The organism is Kitasatospora acidiphila (genome assembly GCF_006636205.1).
GTDB classification, from domain to species: Bacteria; Actinomycetota; Actinomycetes; order Streptomycetales; family Streptomycetaceae; genus Kitasatospora; species Kitasatospora acidiphila.
Map to the genome: position 1 here is coordinate 6,463,993 of NZ_VIGB01000003.1, position 15,786 is coordinate 6,479,778.

At 74.3% G+C, this 15,786-nt stretch carries 14 protein-coding genes and 2 pseudogenes; 9 read left to right on the forward strand and 7 right to left on the reverse strand.

All coding sequences use genetic code 11. The annotated features are described in order from the left end of the window. Positions 1–69 precede the first annotated feature (69 nt). The 3 genes from E6W39_RS30565 to thiE all read left to right on the forward strand — a co-directional run bounded on the left by E6W39_RS30565 (position 70) and on the right by thiE (position 2,318). Entirely contained in the window at positions 70–1,254 is a 1,185-nt protein-coding gene (locus E6W39_RS30565; protein WP_228718421.1) for an NAD(P)/FAD-dependent oxidoreductase, read from the forward strand. A gap of 69 nt (positions 1,255–1,323) precedes the next feature. Then, on the forward strand, positions 1,324–1,671 hold the full coding sequence (locus tag E6W39_RS30570; RefSeq protein ID WP_141638039.1) for an Rv2175c family DNA-binding protein: 348 nt from the start codon (positions 1,324–1,326) through the stop codon (positions 1,669–1,671). Further along, on the forward strand, positions 1,668–2,318 hold the full coding sequence (gene thiE, locus E6W39_RS30575) for a thiamine phosphate synthase (protein WP_141636244.1): 651 nt from the start codon (positions 1,668–1,670) through the stop codon (positions 2,316–2,318). The genes E6W39_RS30570 and thiE overlap by 4 nt, the downstream gene beginning before the upstream one ends. Before the next feature lie 72 nt (positions 2,319–2,390). Here the strand turns inward: thiE and E6W39_RS30580 are convergent, their stop codons facing one another. Next, complete coding sequence (locus E6W39_RS30580) at positions 2,391–3,497, reverse strand: polyprenyl synthetase family protein (protein ID WP_228718422.1); 1,107 nt, start codon at positions 3,495–3,497, stop codon at positions 2,391–2,393. Between the two features lie 122 nt (positions 3,498–3,619). Here E6W39_RS30580 and metF point away from each other — a divergent pair, with 122 nt between their 5' ends. Then, positions 3,620–4,534, forward strand: a complete 915-nt coding sequence (metF, locus tag E6W39_RS30585; protein WP_141636245.1) for a methylenetetrahydrofolate reductase [NAD(P)H] — start codon at positions 3,620–3,622, stop codon at positions 4,532–4,534. A gap of 72 nt (positions 4,535–4,606) precedes the next feature. After that, entirely contained in the window at positions 4,607–5,437 is an 831-nt protein-coding gene (locus E6W39_RS30590) for a hypothetical protein (protein ID WP_141636246.1), read from the forward strand. Between the two features lie 12 nt (positions 5,438–5,449). Here the strand turns inward: E6W39_RS30590 and E6W39_RS30595 are convergent, their stop codons facing one another. Further along, complete coding sequence (locus tag E6W39_RS30595) at positions 5,450–6,844, reverse strand: phytoene desaturase family protein (RefSeq protein ID WP_141636247.1); 1,395 nt, start codon at positions 6,842–6,844, stop codon at positions 5,450–5,452. A gap of 145 nt (positions 6,845–6,989) precedes the next feature. On the opposite strand from E6W39_RS30595, the gene E6W39_RS30600 reads away from it, so the two are divergent. From E6W39_RS30600 to E6W39_RS30610, 3 genes are all read left to right on the forward strand, one after another. Further along, positions 6,990–7,481, forward strand: coding sequence for an SAV_6107 family HEPN domain-containing protein (locus E6W39_RS30600; RefSeq protein WP_181799509.1), 492 nt, complete (start codon positions 6,990–6,992; stop codon positions 7,479–7,481). Between the two features lie 45 nt (positions 7,482–7,526). Then, positions 7,527–8,279, forward strand: coding sequence for a methyltransferase domain-containing protein (locus E6W39_RS30605; RefSeq protein WP_228718423.1), 753 nt, complete (start codon positions 7,527–7,529; stop codon positions 8,277–8,279). Positions 8,280–8,540: 261 nt separating this feature from the next. Beyond that, the gene (locus E6W39_RS30610) at positions 8,541–8,933 is read left to right on the forward strand and encodes a DUF3040 domain-containing protein (protein ID WP_101379946.1); all 393 of its coding nucleotides are present in this window, start codon (positions 8,541–8,543) and stop codon (positions 8,931–8,933) included. A 102-nt stretch (positions 8,934–9,035) separates the two neighbouring features. Here the strand turns inward: E6W39_RS30610 and E6W39_RS43175 are convergent, their stop codons facing one another. The 5 genes and pseudogenes from E6W39_RS43175 to E6W39_RS30630 form a co-directional block, all read right to left on the reverse strand. Beyond that, positions 9,036–10,994: a DUF3488 and transglutaminase-like domain-containing protein gene (locus E6W39_RS43175; protein ID WP_267286775.1), complete on the reverse strand. Its 1,959-nt coding sequence runs from the start codon at positions 10,992–10,994 to the stop codon at positions 9,036–9,038. Next, positions 10,973–11,455: pseudogene (locus E6W39_RS43180) on the reverse strand (transglutaminaseTgpA domain-containing protein); the annotation flags it as partial. The gene E6W39_RS43175 and the pseudogene E6W39_RS43180, both read right to left, overlap by 22 nt. Beyond that, the gene (locus E6W39_RS30620; RefSeq protein WP_141636248.1) at positions 11,452–12,786 is read right to left on the reverse strand and encodes a DUF58 domain-containing protein; all 1,335 of its coding nucleotides are present in this window, start codon (positions 12,784–12,786) and stop codon (positions 11,452–11,454) included. The pseudogene E6W39_RS43180 and the gene E6W39_RS30620, both read right to left, overlap by 4 nt. Before the next feature lies 1 nt (position 12,787). Next, positions 12,788–13,764, reverse strand: a pseudogene (locus E6W39_RS30625) (AAA family ATPase). 144 nt (positions 13,765–13,908) lie between these two features. Beyond that, positions 13,909–14,445 carry a beta-class carbonic anhydrase gene (locus tag E6W39_RS30630; RefSeq protein WP_141636249.1) on the reverse strand — a complete coding sequence of 179 codons (537 nt, stop codon included), beginning with the start codon at positions 14,443–14,445 and terminating at the stop codon, positions 13,909–13,911. A 347-nt stretch (positions 14,446–14,792) separates the two neighbouring features. Here E6W39_RS30630 and rsmH point away from each other — a divergent pair, with 347 nt between their 5' ends. Beyond that, positions 14,793–15,761, forward strand: a complete 969-nt coding sequence (gene rsmH, locus E6W39_RS30635) for a 16S rRNA (cytosine(1402)-N(4))-methyltransferase RsmH (RefSeq protein WP_141636250.1) — start codon at positions 14,793–14,795, stop codon at positions 15,759–15,761. Positions 15,762–15,786: the final 25 nt, after the last annotated feature.

The window sequence follows — 15,786 nt, forward strand, 5'->3', positions numbered from 1 at the left end:
AACGCCGGGTGAGCGCCGGGCTGAAGACCGACCGTGGGCGGGGGCCCGCCCGCTCGCTACAGTGGCCCGGTGACGGATGAGCGGGTGGTGATCGTCGGCGCCGGAATGGCGGGGGCGCAGTGCGCGATCGCGCTGCGGGAGGGCGGCTGGCGCGGGCCGGTCAGCGTGGTCGGTGCGGAACCGCACCGGCCCTACGACCGCCCGCCGCTCTCCAAGGACGTGCTGCTCGGCCAGGCCGACACCACCGCCTTCGACCTGGACTGGGACCAGCTCGGCGTGGAGCTGCTGCTCGGCCGCACCGCCACCGGACTGGCCGACGGCGTCCTGCACACCGACGCCGGACCGGTCGGCTTCGACCACCTGGTGATCGCCACCGGCGCCCGGGCCGCCTCGCTTCCCGGCGCGGCCGACGCCCACCTGCTGCGCACCATCGACGATTCGCTGGCACTGCGTGAGGTGCTGCGGCCCGGAACCAGGCTGGTGCTGATCGGCGCCGGCTGGATCGGCGCCGAGACCGCCACCGCGGCCCGCAAGCTCGGCTGCGAGGTGACCGTGCTGGAGGCCGCCACCGCGCCGCTGCCCGGTGCGCTGCCCGCCGCACTGACCGAGCCGATGCTCGACTGGTACCGGGAGGCCGGAGTTCAGCTGCGGCTCGGCGCGGCGGTGGCCGCCGTCGAACCGGGCGCGGTGCGGCTCGCCGACGGCACCGAGCTCGCCGCCGACCAGGTGGTGGTGGGCATCGGCGCCCGCCCCGACACCGCCTGGCTGGCCGGCAGCGGCATCGCGCTGGACGCGGCCGGCGCGGTGCTCGCCGACGACCGGCTGCGCACCTCGCTGCCCGGCGTCCGGGTGGCCGGCGACTGCGCGAGCTACCCGTCGGCGCGGTTCGGCGAGCGGATCACCGTGCAGCACTGGGACCACGCGCTGCACTCCGGACGGGCCGTGGCCGCGGGCCTGCTCGGCGGCGACGCGCCCTACGACCCGGTGCCGTACTTCTGGTCCGAGCAGTTCGGGCGGATGGTGCAGTACGCCGGCCGGCACGCGGCGGGCGACCGGCTGCTCTGGCGCGGCTCGCCCGCCGAGGCGTCCTGGAGCGCGCTCTGGCTGCGCGACGGGGTGCCGACCGCACTGCTGGCGGTGGACCGGCCGCGCGACCTGGCGCAGGGGCGGCGGCTGATCGAGCAGGCGCGGGCGGTCGACCCCGTGCCGGCGGCCGACCCCGAGGTGCCGCTGAAGGCCGCGATCGTCGCCTGACGTGTGGGGTTGGTGCGAGCGCGGCCGGATAGATGGCAGGCTGGTGCCGTGAGTAGTGAGACGGAATCCATGATTGAGCGGCTCGTTCCCGAGTGGCTGTACCTGCCCGACATCTCCGAGCGCTGGGGTGTGGCGGTCACCGAGGTCCGCCAGATGGTCAAGGACCACAAGCTGATCGCGGTCCGCCGCGGCCCCAACAATTCGCTGCAGGTGCCGGCCGCGTTCATCGAGGACGACGGCCTGGTCAAGCACCTGGCCGGCACCCTGACGGTGCTGCGCGACGGGCGCTTCAGCGACGAGGAGATCCTCGAGTGGCTCTTCACCGAGGACGCGTCGCTGCCCGGCAGCCCGATCCAGGCTTTGCGCGAGAACCGCGGGACCGAGGTGAAGCGCCGCGCCCAGGCGCTCTCGCTGTGACGCCGGACCTGCGTGGCCGACTGGCCGACGCGCGGCTCTACCTGTGCACCGACGCCCGCCGCGAGCAGGGCGACCTGGCCGAGTTCCTGGACGCGGCGCTGGCCGGCGGCGTGGACATCGTGCAGTTGCGGGACAAGGGTCTGGAGGCCCGCCAGGAGCTGGCCGCCCTGGAGGTGTTCGCGGACGCCGCGGCCCGGCACGGCAAGCTGCTCGCGGTCAACGACCGGGCGGATGTGGCGCACGCCGCCCGCCCCCAGGTGCTGCACCTGGGGCAGGACGACCTGCCGGTGGCGGCTGCCCGGGCGATCGTCGGCGACGAGATGCTGATCGGCCGGTCCTGCCACGCCGAGTCGGAGGTGGCCGCCGCGATCGCCGAGCCGGGTGTGGACTACTTCTGCACCGGCCCGACCTGGCCGACCCCGACCAAGCCGGGCCGCCCGGCCCCCGGGCTGGGCCTGGTGGAGTACGCGGCCCGGCAGCGGAGTGACCGGCCGTGGTTCGCGATCGGCGGGATCGACCTGGGCAACCTGGACCAGGTGCTGGCCGCCGGCGCCCGGCGGGTGGTAGTGGTCCGCGCGATCACGGCCGCCGAGGACCCGGGAGCCGCGGCCGCCGAGCTGGCCCGGCGACTGCGCGCGGCGGGCTGACCGCTTCTGCGAACTGGCGGGCCGTCCACGGTAGTTGACGGCCCGCCGGGTCGTTCTCCGGGAGGCGGCTGGTCAGTACCGCCGCACGGTGGCGGCCTCGGCCAGCGCCCGCAGCGCCTCCCGGACCGTCTCGTCCGCCAGCGGGGCCGCCTCCAGCGCGCCCAGCGACTCGTCCATCAGCTGCTCGATCCGCTGCTCCACCTGCTCGGCGGCGCCGCTGCGCGCCACCAGGGTGCTCAGCTCGGCGATCTCCTCGCCGGTCAGCCCGGGGGCGCCCAGCCGGCTGTCCAGCTCCTTGGCGTCCACCTCGTCCAGGCCGCGCAGCGCCAGCGCCACGAGCAGGGTGCGCTTGCCCTCGCGCAGGTCGTCGCCGGTGGGCTTGCCGGTGACCGCCGGGTCGCCGAAGACGCCGAGCAGGTCGTCCCGCAGCTGGAACGCCTCGCCCAGCGGCAGCCCGAACGCCCCGTAGGCGGCGACCAGTTCGTCGGACGCGCCGGCCAGCCGGGCGCCCACCTGCAGCGGCCGCTCGATGGTGTACTTCGCCGACTTGTAGTGCAGCACGGTCTGCGCCCGGGTGAGCGCCAGCTCGTCCATGGAGTCGCCGGCCACCGGCTCCAGCACGTCCAGGTACTGGCCGGCCATCACCTCGGTGCGCATCAGGTCGAAGACCGGCTTGGCGGCCAGCACCGCCGCCGGCTCCAGGCCGCAGCGCACGAACAGCTCGTCGCACCAGATCAGCAGCAGGTCGCCGAGCAGCACCGCGGCGCCGGCCCCGTACTGCTCGCGGTCGCCGCGCCAGCCGCTGGCGCGGTGCCGGGCCTCGAACCGGCGGTGCATCGACGGCAGGCCGCGGCGGGTGTCGCTGCGGTCCATCAGGTCGTCGTGCACCAGGGCGCTGGCCTGCAGCAGCTCCAGCGCCGCGGCGGCCCCGGCGATCCCCTCGCTGTCCGCCGCGCCGCCCGCACCCCGCCAGCCCCAGTAGCAGAAGGCCGGCCGCAGCCGCTTGCCGCCGTCCAGCAGGAAGTCGCGCAGTGCCTCGGCGACCGGCAGCAGGTCCGGGGATATCGAGCTCAGCAGTGCGTGCTGCTCGGCCATGAAGCGGGCGAGCGCGGAGTTCACCCGGTCGCGGACCGCCTCCAGGTCGAGCGGCAGCACGGGGGCGGGGCTGGGCGAGGTCACGAGGCGCTCCGGGGGTGAATGGGGATCCTCAAAAGACTAGCCGAACCCGGGTTCGGACTATTCGGTCTCAGCTGCTGGACCGGGTTTGTTTGCCGTCCACCTGTGACGGCTAACCTGCCGACATGGCACTCGGCGTCTCCTCGACCAGAACCGATCACGCGGCGACCGTCCGCGACCTCCTGGCGGCCGGCAGGCGTTCCTTCTCGTTCGAGTTCATGCCCCCGCGCAGCGAGGCCGCCGAGCAGAAGCTGTGGTCCGCGATCCGCCGGCTGGAGCCGCTGAACCCCAACTTCGTCTGCGTGACCTACGGCGCGGGCGGCTCGACCCGCGGCCGCACCGTCAACATGGTCGGCCGGATCGCCGGCGAGACCACCCTGACGCCGGTGGCCCACCTCACCGCCGTCGACCACTCGGTGGCCGAACTGCGCAACATCATCGGCCAGTACGCGGACCAGGGCGTGCGCAACGTCCTCGCGGTGCGCGGCGACCCGCCGGGCGACCCGATGGGGGAGTGGGTGACCCACCCGCAGGGCGTCACCTACGCGTACGAGCTGGTCGAACTGATCAAGGGGATCGGCGACTTCTGCGTGGGCGTGGCCGCCTCGCCGAACATGCATCCGCGCTCCACCGACTGGGACGAGGACATCCGGCACTTCGTCGCCAAGGTGCGGGCCGGCGCCGACTACGCGATCACCCAGATGTTCTTCGAGGTGGAGGACTACCTGCGGCTGCGCGACCGGGTGCAGGCGGCCGGCTGCGAGGTGCCGATCATCCCCGAGATCATGCCGGTCACCAACGCCAAGCAGCTGGTGCGCTTTCCGCAGCTCAGCGGCTCGGAGTTCCCGCCCGAGCTGGCGGCCAGACTGGAGGCCGTGAAGGACGACCCGAAGGCGCTGCGCGAGGTGGGCATGGAGCACGCCACCGCGATGAGCGAGCAACTGCTCTCCGAGGGCGCGCCCGGCCTGCACTTCATCACGCTCAACGGCTCCACCGCGACCCTGCAGATCTACCAGAACCTGGGCCTGCACAGCAGCTGACCGGGATGTGGGACGGCGACCGGATACCCGGTACAGTCGCGACACGCGCCGCGCACGTGCTGGAGGACGCCGATGGGCATCGGGATGCTGGTGTTGTACGCGGCCCTCGCCGTGGTCGGACTGTGGCTGACCGCCGAGCTGCTGCTGCAGGGCCGGGCGCCGCTGCACTGGCGAGCGCTCGCGCTGGGCGGGTTCCTGCTGGTGGTGGCCGGGATGGCGGTGCACTCGGTGCCGGTGATCGGCGGCGGGGCGGTCGGCTTCGCCCTCGGGCAGGTGCTGGTCACCACGGCGGTCAAGCGCGGCGGCAAGCCCGCCTGGTCGCTGCGCCGCAGCAACGGCGAACTGCCCGGGGCGCTGGCCAAGGTGCCGCTGCTGGCCGCTGCGACCAGCGGCACCGAGGCGGTGGTGGCGGCGGAGCCGCCGCGGATCGGCGAGGTCGGCCCGATCGAGGTGACCGAGCCCGAGGCCGAGCTGCTGCCGGAACCGGAGCTGGCCCAACTGCCGGTCGATGACGGCGACTTCGGCATCTACGAGACCGCCTACCCGCAGCCCGAGCAGCAACAGCCGCAACTGCAGCAGCAGTTCGCCTACGGGTACTACCAGCAGGAGCCGTACGAGCAGCAGCAGCCCGCCTACGGCTACTACGAGCAGCAGCCGCAGTACCAGGGCTACCAGGGCCACCAGGGCCACGACGGCTACCAGGGCTACGACCAGCAGCAGTGGCAGCCGCAGGCGCCGGCCTACGACCAGGGCTCCTACCAGCCCGAGTACGGCGGCCAGCCCGAGTACGGCATGCCGGGCATCCCGCAGCAGCAGCCCCCGGAGTACTACCAGCAGTACCAGCCCCAACCCCAGTACCAGGAGCAGCCGCAGGAGCACGGCAGCTGGCAGGGCTGGCAGTAGCCCGGCCGTCCGCTACGCCGGCCCGATCAGCCCCGCCACCACGCAGGCGGACATCCCGGCCCGGGCCAGCCCGCCGCCCGGGTGGGCGGCCTGCCCTAGCAGGTAGTGCCCCGGCCGGTCGGTGGTGTTGGCGCGCTGCAGGAAGCCGCCGCCGGCGCCGGGCAGCGCCGGGCGGGCCACCGCGCCGCCGGGGGACAGGGTCTCCCGTTCGGTGTCGGCCGGGGTGCGCGCCACCCGCCACAGGACCCGGTCCGCCAGGTCGAGCCCGGCGGCCTCGACCTGGGCCAGCACCGTGTCGGCGAACGCGTCGGCGACCCCGGGGGCCGTCCAGTCGACCACGGCCTGCGAAGGGACGGTGCAGGTCAGCACCACCGCCTCGTGCCGGCCGTCGGGCACCAGTGACGGATCGTCAGGTCGCAGCACCTGGACGGTCGGGAAGCCCGGCGGCGCCGGCTCGTCGAACAGCGCGGCCAACTCGTCCCGCCGGGACGGCGTGTGCACCACGGTCCGCTGCGCGGCCCCGGCCGGGCGCGGCCCCGCCAGCGCCAGCAGCAGGCTGAACCGGCCCGGCAGGCCGGCGTCCGGCGGCTCGGGGCGCAGCACCAGGTCGGCCTCGGGGAAGTCGTCCGGATGGACCCGGGCGCCGAACCGGAACTCCACCCCGCGCTGCTCGCAGCGCCCGACCACCGCGGCCACCAGGGCGTGCAGGCCACCCCGCACCGACCAGACGCCGAAGGTCTGCTCCACGTACGGCAGCACGGTCGCGCTCGCCGGAGTGGTCCGCGGGTCGAAACCGAACCGCAGCACCGACTCGGTGAGCAGCGCCGTCAGCGCCGGATGGCCGCCCAGCTCGCGCTGCGCCACCTCGTCGACGGTGGGCTGCCGGGAGCCGCCGAACAGCCGGGCCAGGCCGCGCCGCGGTGCGGCCGGATACGGGTCGGTGCCCAGCGGCCCCGGGTCGGCGGGCAGCGGCTCCTCCAGCAGCGGGCGGCGAGTGGCCTCCCAGACCGTGCGGCCGCGGTTCATCACCTCGCCCCAGAGCCGCCCGGTGTCCGCGCCGAGCGCCTGGTCCAGCGCCTTGGCGACGCCGCCCCGGGAGGCGTTGGGCAGGGTCAGCTCGGTGCCGTCGGCGAACAGGTGCCGGCTCTCCGGGTCCACCGGGGTCAGCTCCAGCAGCTGCTCCAGCGGCTCCCGGCCGGTCTTCAGCGCCAGGTCCCGGTAGACGGCCGGCAGCGTCAGCAGGGTCGGCCCGGTGTCGAAGGCGAAGCCGTCGCGGCGGTACTGCCCGAGCATCCCGCCCGGGCCCGGCGCGGCCTCGCAGACCGTCACCCGGTGACCGAGGGTGGCCAGCCGCGCCGCGGCGGCCAGGCCGCTGATTCCCGCTCCGATGATGACGATCCGTGCCATGGGGCGTGATCTTACTTTTCGCGGCCCGGTGGTCCGTCCCCGGACGGCCGTCCAGGTCGATTGTCAGTGCCGGGCGCGAGCATGGCCTCAGCGGGCGGCCGACCGGCCCGCCCGATGCCTGCCGAAGGATCCGGGGGTACCGACCATGACCGTCACCGACCTCCCGCACCGACCCTCCGACGACCGCCCCGACCAGATCCCGCTGCGCTCCGTCGACGTCCATCCGGTGCTGCTGCGCGCCGGCACCCCGCCGGCCGCCCGGGACCTGCTGGCACAGGCCGAGCGCACCCTGCTGGCCGCCGACGCCGCCGAGGACCCGCTCGAGCGGTACGCCACCGCGCACCTGGCCGCGCTGCGCACCACGGCCGCCGTGCTGGCCGTCCGGGGCCGCCCGGAGAAGAACCCCCGCCGCCGCAAGGCGATCCGCAGCGCCTGGGAGGTGCTGCCCGAGGTGGCGCCCGAACTGGCCGAGTGGGCGGTCTACTTCGCGGCCGGCGCGAGCAAGCGGGCGGCCGCCGAGGCCGGGGTGCGGGGCGCCGCCTCGGCCCGCGACGCGGACGACCTGATCCGCAACACCGCCGTCTTCCTGCGGCTGGTGGCCCGGGTGCTCCAGCTCGACGGCAACAGGAGGCAATAGGGTGGGAGGGTCCGGCCAGTCCGCCGCCCCCTGAGGAGCCCGCTCGTGTACCCCTCGCGCCCCCGCAGCGCCCTGCGCACCGCCGTGGTCTGGGAGGTGGTCCGGACGGCCCTGGAGCGCCGGGTCGCCGAGCTGGACCAGCCGGTGCTGGACGTGCTCGACACCGGCGGCGGCACCGGCAACTTCGCGGTGCCGGTGGCCAAGCTGGGCCACCGGGTGACCGTCGTGGACCCCAGCCCCGACGCGCTGTTCGCCCTGGAGCGCCGGGCTGCCGAGGCCGGGGTGACCGAGCTGGTCCGCGCGGTGCAGGGGGACACCCAGACGCTGCCCGAGCTGATCACCCCCGACTCGGTGGACGCGGTGCTCTGCCACGGCGTCCTGGAGGTCGTGGACGACCCGGCGGAGTCGCTCGGCCACCTCGCCGCCACCCTGCGCAAGGGCGGCCTGGTCAGCCTGCTGGCCGCCAACCGCAACGGCGCCGTGCTGGCCCGGGCGCTGGCCGGCCACTTCGAGGAGGCCCGCACCGTGCTTGGTGCGCCCGACGGCCGCTGGGGCGCCGGCGATCCGATGCCGCGCCGCTTCACCACCGAGGAGCTGCACGGCCTGGCCCGGGCCGCGGGCCTGCGGGTCGAGTCGGTGCACGGGGTGCGGGTCTTCGCCGACCTGGTGCCCGGGGTGCTGGTGGACACCGAGCCCGGCGCGATGGAGGCACTGCTCAAGCTGGAGGAGGCGGCCGCCGCCGAGCCCGCCTTCCACGCGGTCGCCACCCAGCTGCACCTGCTGGCCGCGCTCGACTGACGGCGGCGGGCCCGCCGCACCGACCGCGACGGGCCCGGCGTACTGACGGAAACTTCACAGGCACCGGGAGCGTTGCACGGGTGCGGGGGCCGGCGTGATGTGTCGGACACGACGGAACGCGGCCCCCTCCGGATCCCCTCGTCGGACCGTATGATCTGGGTAAAGCCAGAACGCATGACGGCCAGACGCATGGGGCATATGGACCACGACAGGGCCAGGTGGCGGACCGGTCGCCCCGCGACCGACGAGTAGGAGGACTCCGTGCCGCTCTCGGAGCACGAGCAGCGACTGCTCGACCAGATGGAGCGAGCGCTGTACGCCGAAGATCCCAAGTTCGCGTCGGCGCTTGAGGGAACCGGCCTGCGCACCTACACCCGGCGACGGGTGTACCTCGCGGCGGCGGGATTCGTGCTGGGAGTGGGCCTCCTGATGGGAGGCATGATCGCCCAGCCGCAGTTCATCTGGCTGAGTGTGGTCGGCTTCCTGGTGATGCTCGGCTGCGCCGTGCTGGCGGTGGCCGGCTGGCGGCGGCATCCGGTGGCGGGCCCCGGCAGCGGGCTTGGCGCCGCCCAGCCGGTGCGGCGCAAGGCCGGCGTGATGGACCGGATGGAGCAGCGCTGGCAGCGCCGGCGCGATGAACAAGACGGCTTCTGACGGAGCTCGTCGCCCCGCAGGGACTTCTTGACGGACCGGCCCCATCGACCTCGGCGGGCGGGTGATCCACCAGGATCACCCGCCCGCCGCCGTCTTGTGCCGCTACCGGCAGCGCCGCAGCCGGCCCACGGTCCGCTCGCCGAGCCGGGCCAGCCGAGCGTGCAGCCCGTCCCGTAGCGCCCGCCTGCGGTCCCCGGCCCGCCACAGCACCCGGGCCGCCGACGGCGGCAGCAGCACCGCGCGCAGCCGCTGCCGACGCCCGGCGGTGGCCCGCAGGCCGTCCCGCGCGGCGCGCACATCGCCGGCCAGCGGCGCGGACAGCCCCGGCTCGCGGGCGTACAGCACCCGTTCGGTGGCCAGCGCCACCCGTCCGGCCGCGGCCGAGCTCTGCTCGTCCAGCCCGCCGGCCTCGCTGATCCGGCGCGCCGTGTGCCGCGGGCTGAGCGCCTCGTCCGGCGGGATGCCCAGATCCCAGGCGCTGTCGATCAGCTCCTGCCACGCGGCCAGCACCTGAGCCTCGGTCAGCTCGCCGCCGCCCGGGCCACCGGGCCGCCGCCGCCCGCCGCCGAGCCGGCGTCGCCGCACCCGGTCGCGCCACAGCATCGGGCTCAGCAGCAGCAGGACCACCACGGCGATCGCCGCCAGCAGTGCCGGCAGCTGCCACGCCATCCCGCTCGTGGTCGGCGCCACCGCGACCGCCGGCGCCGACTGCTGGGCCTGGCAGCCGCCCTGCTTGCGCAGCGCCGCCGGGCAGTTGGCCGCGGACGAGGCGGTCGGGCCGTCCTGGGCGGTGGGCTGGGCGCTCGCCTGGGTGGGGGCGCTGGTCGGCTGCGAGGCCGTCTGCTGGGTGCTGTAGCTCGGCGCGACGCCGACGCTCGGGGTCGGTTCGAAGCGCAGCCAGCCGACGCCGGAGAAGTACAGCTCCGGCCAGGCGTGGTAGTTCCTGGTGCCGACCTGGAAGTCGCCGCCGCCCAGCTCGACACCCGGCGCGAAGCCGACCGCGACCCGGGCCGGGATGTGCAGGGTGCGCGCCATCGCCGCCATGGTGGCCGCGAAGTGCACGCAGAAGCCCTGCTTGTCCTGCAGGAACTTGGCGATCGCCTGCGGCCCGGTACCCGCGTCCACCTTGGTGTTGTAGCGGAAGCCGCCGGTGCTGGTGAACCAGTCCTGCAGGGCCACCGCCTGGTCGTAGGCGGTCTCCTTGCCGGCCGTCACCTGGCGGGCGAGGTCGGTCACCATGGACGGCAGGTCGTCGGGCAGCTTGGTGTAGCGATCGGTGATCGCGGTGGGCGCGGGCGCGGCCTGCCGCAGCTGGTCCGCGGTGGGACTGACGTTGTACGAGGTCACGCTGTAGGTGAGCCCGCCGGCCTGCTGGCCGCTGCCGGTGATCACCGAGCGGGTGTCCGGCTCGTAGCGCCAGCCGTCGCCGCTCAGCTTGATCCGGCTGATCGGGTACGGCGCCGGCAGCCACTGGGTGCTCAGATCGGGTTCGAGGCTGATGATGGTGGTCATCTCCGGCGCGCTGACCGACGGGTCGAGACCGTCCGGCGCCGGGAAGGCGGCCTGCGGCACCGGCTTGAGGTCCTCGTTGCCGGGCTTCCACTCGACGCCGTCGAAGTCGTCCAGCGCGGTGATCCGCAGATAGGCGTCGCGCAGCGCCGGGTCGGTGCCGTGGTAGTGGAGCAGCGGCTGGTTGGCCGGCCGGCGCAGCCCGTCGGCCAGCGAGACCATCGGGCTGAGCGCGTTGATGCTGTGGCCGCCCGGCCCGCTGCCGTCGCCGCCGCCCAGGCCGCCGCCCAGCAGGTCCAGCCCGTCGGTGGCGGGCAGCGCCGCGCCCAGCACGGTGGCGCAGACCAGCGCCAGCACGCCGATCCGGTGGCCGCCGGTGGGCAGCCCGCCGCGGCTGTCGGAGGTGCCGGAGCCGCGGAAGACCCGGCCCCAGCGGGACAGCCGGTCCCGTCCCTCGGCGAACAGCAGCGCCAGGTAGCCGCCCCGGCCAGCAGGAACCAGAGCCAGGGCACGCCGCCCTGGCCGGTGGGGTTCAGCCCGCTGCCCACGCAGTAGAGCGCCAGCAGCGGCAGCCCGGCCAGCGCCGCCTTGCGGAAGGTCACCGCCAGGGTGTCGACCAGCACCGCGATCAGCGCGGTCGAGGCGACCAGCACGAACCGCAGGCCGGGGGTGGCCGGGGCCGGGATGGTGTAGGTGCCGATGTCGCTGCCGGCGCTGTTCAGCAGGTCGGAGAGGGCCTGGACGGCGTGCGGCCCGGGCAGCACCCCGAAGGCCAGCGCCGATCGCACCGCGCCGAGCATCAGCAGGTAGACCACCAGCAGCAACTGGATGAGCGGCACCAGGGCGCGGGGCATCGGGAGCCGGCGCAGCCCGGCGCCGGCCGCCGCCACCACGGCGATCTGCAGGGTCGCGGGCATCACCCAGTTGTTGGGCTCCAGCAGCGGGGTCAGGGTGGCCATCGCCAGCAGGGTGGCGAGCGCCGCGTAGACCGTCAGTCGGGTCTGGGTGGTCATCGGCCGGCCGTCCCCTTCGAGTCCGGCGCCGTCGCGGCCGCCTGGGCATGTACATCCGCCATCCGCCACAGATCGGGCACCGAGTCACCGGCCCGGGCCGCCAGCACCGTCCAGCCGGCCTCGCGGAGCAGCCGCAGCTGGCGCTGCAGGCCCTCGTCCGGTCCGGCCGGTGCCGGCTGGCGCAGGCTGCTCCAGCTGGCGGTGTCCAGCACGAACGCCACCGCCGCGCCCGCGCTGCGACGCAGCCGGCCCAGCCCCGCCACCTGCTCGTCGTCCAGTGTGCCGACGACCGCCACCAGCAGGCCCTCGCCGCCGTGGCGCAGCACTTCCTCGGCTCGGTTCAGCCCGCCGCCGCTGGAGTGCTGGACCACCGCGAGCTCGTCCAGCAGCAGGCCGATCGACTCGCTGACCGAACTGTTCGCGCCGGTCACCACCGGCGGCACCTGGGTGCCGTTGTCGGTGAGCAGCCGGGTCTGGTAGCCGCGCTCCAGGAGGTGGTGCCCGACCGAGGCGGCGCAGCCCACCGCCCATTCGAAGGAGGAGGCCGGTCCGGCGCCGCGGTGCCCGATCTCCCGGGTGTCCAGCAGCACGGTGGCCCGCGACTTGAGCGGCTGCTCCTCGCGGCGGACCATCAGCTCGCCGTACTTGGCGGTGGACTTCCAGTGCACCCGGCGCAGGTCGTCGCCGTGCCGGTACTCGCGCGGCACCGCGTCGTCGTCGCCGGCCAGGGCGACCGCACGGGAGTGGCTGTCGCCGTAGCCGGCCCACGCGCCGGCCAGCTTGACCGGCGGCAGCGGCTGCACCAGCGGCACCACGGTCAGGGTGTCGGCGGCGCTGAACGAGCGGGTCAGCTCGCACATGCCGAACGGGTCGGTCAGCCGCAGCTGCAGCGGGCCGAGCGGGTAGCGCCCGCGCAGGTCGGAGCGGACCCGGTAGGACACCTCGCGGTAGCCGCGCGGCTCGACCCGGTCCAGCACGAACCGCGGGCGCGGCCCCAGCACGTACGGGACCTTGTCCTCCAGCATCAGCAGCCCGGTCGGCACCCGGGAGATGTTGTCCACCCGAAGGTGCACCCGGGCCTCCTGGCCGGCCGGCGCCCGGTGCGGGGCGAGGCGCCGCCCGCCGGCCACCTGGTAGCGGGTGCGCAGCACCAGCGCGGCGGCCAGCAGCGGCAGCGCGGCCAGCAGCACCCCCACCTGCAGCAGGGCGCCCTGGCCCAGCAGGTAGGAGCAGAGCACCGCGGTGATGCCGGCCGCGAGGAAGGAACGCCCGCGGGTGGTCAGGCCGCGCAGCCCCGTCCGGAATCCGGTCGGGGCACCCTCGGAGGCCACCTCAGCGGCCCTGCGGAACGGGCAGTCGGCGGACCAGCTCCAGCACGATCTGCTCGGCGCTGCGCCGGCTCAACTGGGCTTCCGCGGTGGGCAGGAGACGGTGCGCCAGGACCGGCACGGCGAGCGCCTGGATGTCGTCGGGCACCACGTAGTCGCGGCCGGCCAGCGCGGCGGCGGCCCGGGCGGCGCGGATCAGGTGCAGGGTGGCCCGGGCGAGGCGCCGAGCCGCAGTTCGGGGGAGGTGCGGGTGGCGGTGACCAGGTCGACCGCGTACCGGCGGACGCTGTCGGCCACGTGCACGGTGCGCACCAGCTCGATCAGCTTGAGGATGTCGTGGGCGTGCGCGACCGCCTGCAGGTCGTCCAGCGGTGAGGCGCCGCCGTGCACGTCGAGCATCGCCAACTCGGCCTCGGGGCTGGGGTAGCCGATCGAGATCCGGGCCATGAAGCGGTCCCGCTGGGCCTCCGGCAGCGGGTAGGTGCCCTCCATCTCCACCGGGTTCTGGGTGGCGATCACCATGAACGGGGAGGGCAGTTCGTAGGTGGTGCCGTCGATGGTGACCTGGCGCTCGGCCATCGACTCCAGCAGCGCGGACTGGGTCTTGGGGGAGGCGCGGTTGATCTCGTCGCCGACCACGATCTGCGCGAAGATCGCGCCGGGCCGGAACTCGAAGTCCAGGCGCTGCTGGTCGAAGACGTTGGTGCCGGTGACGTCGGAGGGCAGCAGGTCGGGAGTGAACTGGATCCGGCGGACCGAGCAGTCGACCGACTTGGCCAGGGCCTTGGCGAGCATGGTCTTGCCGACGCCGGGAACGTCCTCCAGGAGCAGGTGGCCCTCGGCCAGCATCACGGTGAGCGCGATCCGGACGGCCTCCGGCTTGCCCTCGATCACGCTCTCCACCGAAGCGCGGACCCGCTCGATGACCGCGTTCAGCTCGGGCAGACCCGTGGTACCGGTCTGCTCGTTGTAGGTCGTCACCCTGACAGCTCCTCGCCCCTCCTCGCGCCGACCCCGCCTGTCCGGGTACCGGCCGTAGGCGCATTCTTCCCTGAGCGGTGGCCGAAAGTCACCCGATGGGGCGACGCGTGGCTCGGACGACGCCGGCCGAGCCGGGGGCGACGGTCAGTGGATCTCGCGGAGCAGGCCGGTGTGCACGTCGAAGACAAAACCGCGCACGTCGTCCGTGTGCGGCAGGAACGGCGAGGTGCGGACCCGCTGCATGGACTGGCGGACGTCACCGTCCAGGTCGACGAAGGCCTCCACGGCCCACTGCGGGCGCTGGCCGACCTCGAGCTCCAGCTCGTGGCGGAAGTCCTCGGTGAGCCCGAGCAGACCGCAGCCGGTGTGGTGGATCAGCACGACCGAGCTGGTGCCCAGGGCGCGCTGGCTGATGGTCAGGGAGCGGATGGTGTCGTCGGTGACCACGCCGCCCGCGTTGCGGATGATGTGGGAGTCGCCGAGCTCCAGGCCGAGCGCGGCGAACAGGTCGAGGCGGGCGTCCATGCAGGCGACCACGGCGACCTTCTGGACCGGGCGGGCGTCCATGCCGCCGTCCTTGAAGGTGACCGCGTATTCACGGTTGGCTTCGACGAGCCGGTCGGTGATGGTCTTGGCGGCGGCCGGGGCCTGTGCGGAGGTGGGAACCGAAGAGTCAGGCATAGGTACGACCGTAGTAGGAAAGCGCTGGCCACGGGGAGTCCACACCCCGGCTTACCACGCGGTTGTGACGGAGCGCATATGGCTCGCGTGGCGCCGCCGGGTGGCACTGGAGCGGAGGGTAGTCTGACGGTCCGTACGCAGCCCGCGGCCTCCTCCCGCTCCGTGCCACCCGACGCACCTTCCCCGGCGCCTGGCGGTATCGCCTTCCCCTTCCGAGCGGGCGGGGACCACGGGCTGCGTCGGATCCTTGCGGCCCGGTGGGCGAGAATGGTCCGATCCACCGCAGCCGGCCACCCCTCGGGCAGGCCTGACAGCGGCTCCGCACCGACGAAAGGCGCCCCACGCGCATGCCCACTGGCACCCCGGACCCCAAGCACGTCCCGGTCATGCTGCAGCGCTGCATGGACGCGCTGGCCCCGGCGATCTCCGAGCCCGGTGCCGTGGTGGTGGACGCCACCCTGGGCCTCGGCGGCCACAGCGAGGCGCTGCTCACCCAGTTCCCCGAGGTCCGGCTGGTCGCCGTGGACCGCGATCCGGTGGCGCTGCGGATGGCCGGCGAGCGGCTGGCGCCGTTCGGCGACCGGGCCACCCTGGTGCACGCGGTCTACGACGAGATCCCCGAGGTGCTCCAGGAGTTGGGCATCGACCGGGTGAAGGGGCTGCTGTTCGACCTCGGCGTCTCCTCGATGCAGTTGGACGAGGCCGAGCGCGGCTTCGCCTACGCCCAGGACGCGCCGCTGGACATGCGGATGGACCAGACCCGCGGGATCAGCGCCGCCGAGGTGCTCAACACCTACAGCCACGGCGAACTGGCCCGGATCCTCAAGGTCTACGGCGAGGAGCGGTTCGCCGGGAAGATCGCCTCGGTCATCGTCCGGGAACGCGAGAAGGAACCGTTCAGCAACAGCGCGCGTCTGGTGGAGTTGGTGCGCAACGCCATTCCGGCGGCCACCCGGCGCACCGGCGGCAACCCGGCCAAGCGGACCTTCCAGGCGCTGCGGATCGAGGTCAACGGCGAGCTGGAGGTGCTGGACCGGGCGATCCCCGGCGCGCTGGACGTGCTGGCGGTCGGCGGCCGGATCGCCGTGATGTCCTACCAGTCGCTGGAGGACCGCCTGGTCAAGCAGTACTTCGCGGCCGGCGCGACCAGCACCGCGCCGCCCGGGCTGCCGTTCGTCCCCGAAGAGCACCAGCCCTGGCTGAAGCTGATCACCCGTGGTGCCGAACTGGCCACGGAGGCGGAGATCGAGGAGAACCGGCGCGCCGCGCCCGTCCGGCTGCGGGTGGCGGAGAGGATCAGGGACCGGAAGCAGTAGGGCACCCTCCGGGGGGCGACGGCGG

What these genes read in the sequence shown, in the direction of transcription:
- rsmH (WP_141636250.1), top strand. Translation starts at nt 14,793, where the DNA reads ATGCCCACTGGCACCCCGGACCCCAAGCACGTCCCGGTCATGCTGCAG.
- E6W39_RS30590 (WP_141636246.1), top strand. Translation starts at nt 4,607, where the DNA reads ATGGGCATCGGGATGCTGGTGTTGTACGCGGCCCTCGCCGTGGTCGGA.
- metF (WP_141636245.1), top strand. Translation starts at nt 3,620, where the DNA reads ATGGCACTCGGCGTCTCCTCGACCAGAACCGATCACGCGGCGACCGTC.
- E6W39_RS30600 (WP_181799509.1), top strand. Translation starts at nt 6,990, where the DNA reads ATGACCGTCACCGACCTCCCGCACCGACCCTCCGACGACCGCCCCGAC.
- E6W39_RS30595 (WP_141636247.1), bottom strand. Translation starts at nt 6,844, where the DNA reads ATGGCACGGATCGTCATCATCGGAGCGGGAATCAGCGGCCTGGCCGCC.
- E6W39_RS30570 (WP_141638039.1), top strand. Translation starts at nt 1,324, where the DNA reads ATGATTGAGCGGCTCGTTCCCGAGTGGCTGTACCTGCCCGACATCTCC.
- E6W39_RS30630 (WP_141636249.1), bottom strand. Translation starts at nt 14,445, where the DNA reads ATGCCTGACTCTTCGGTTCCCACCTCCGCACAGGCCCCGGCCGCCGCC.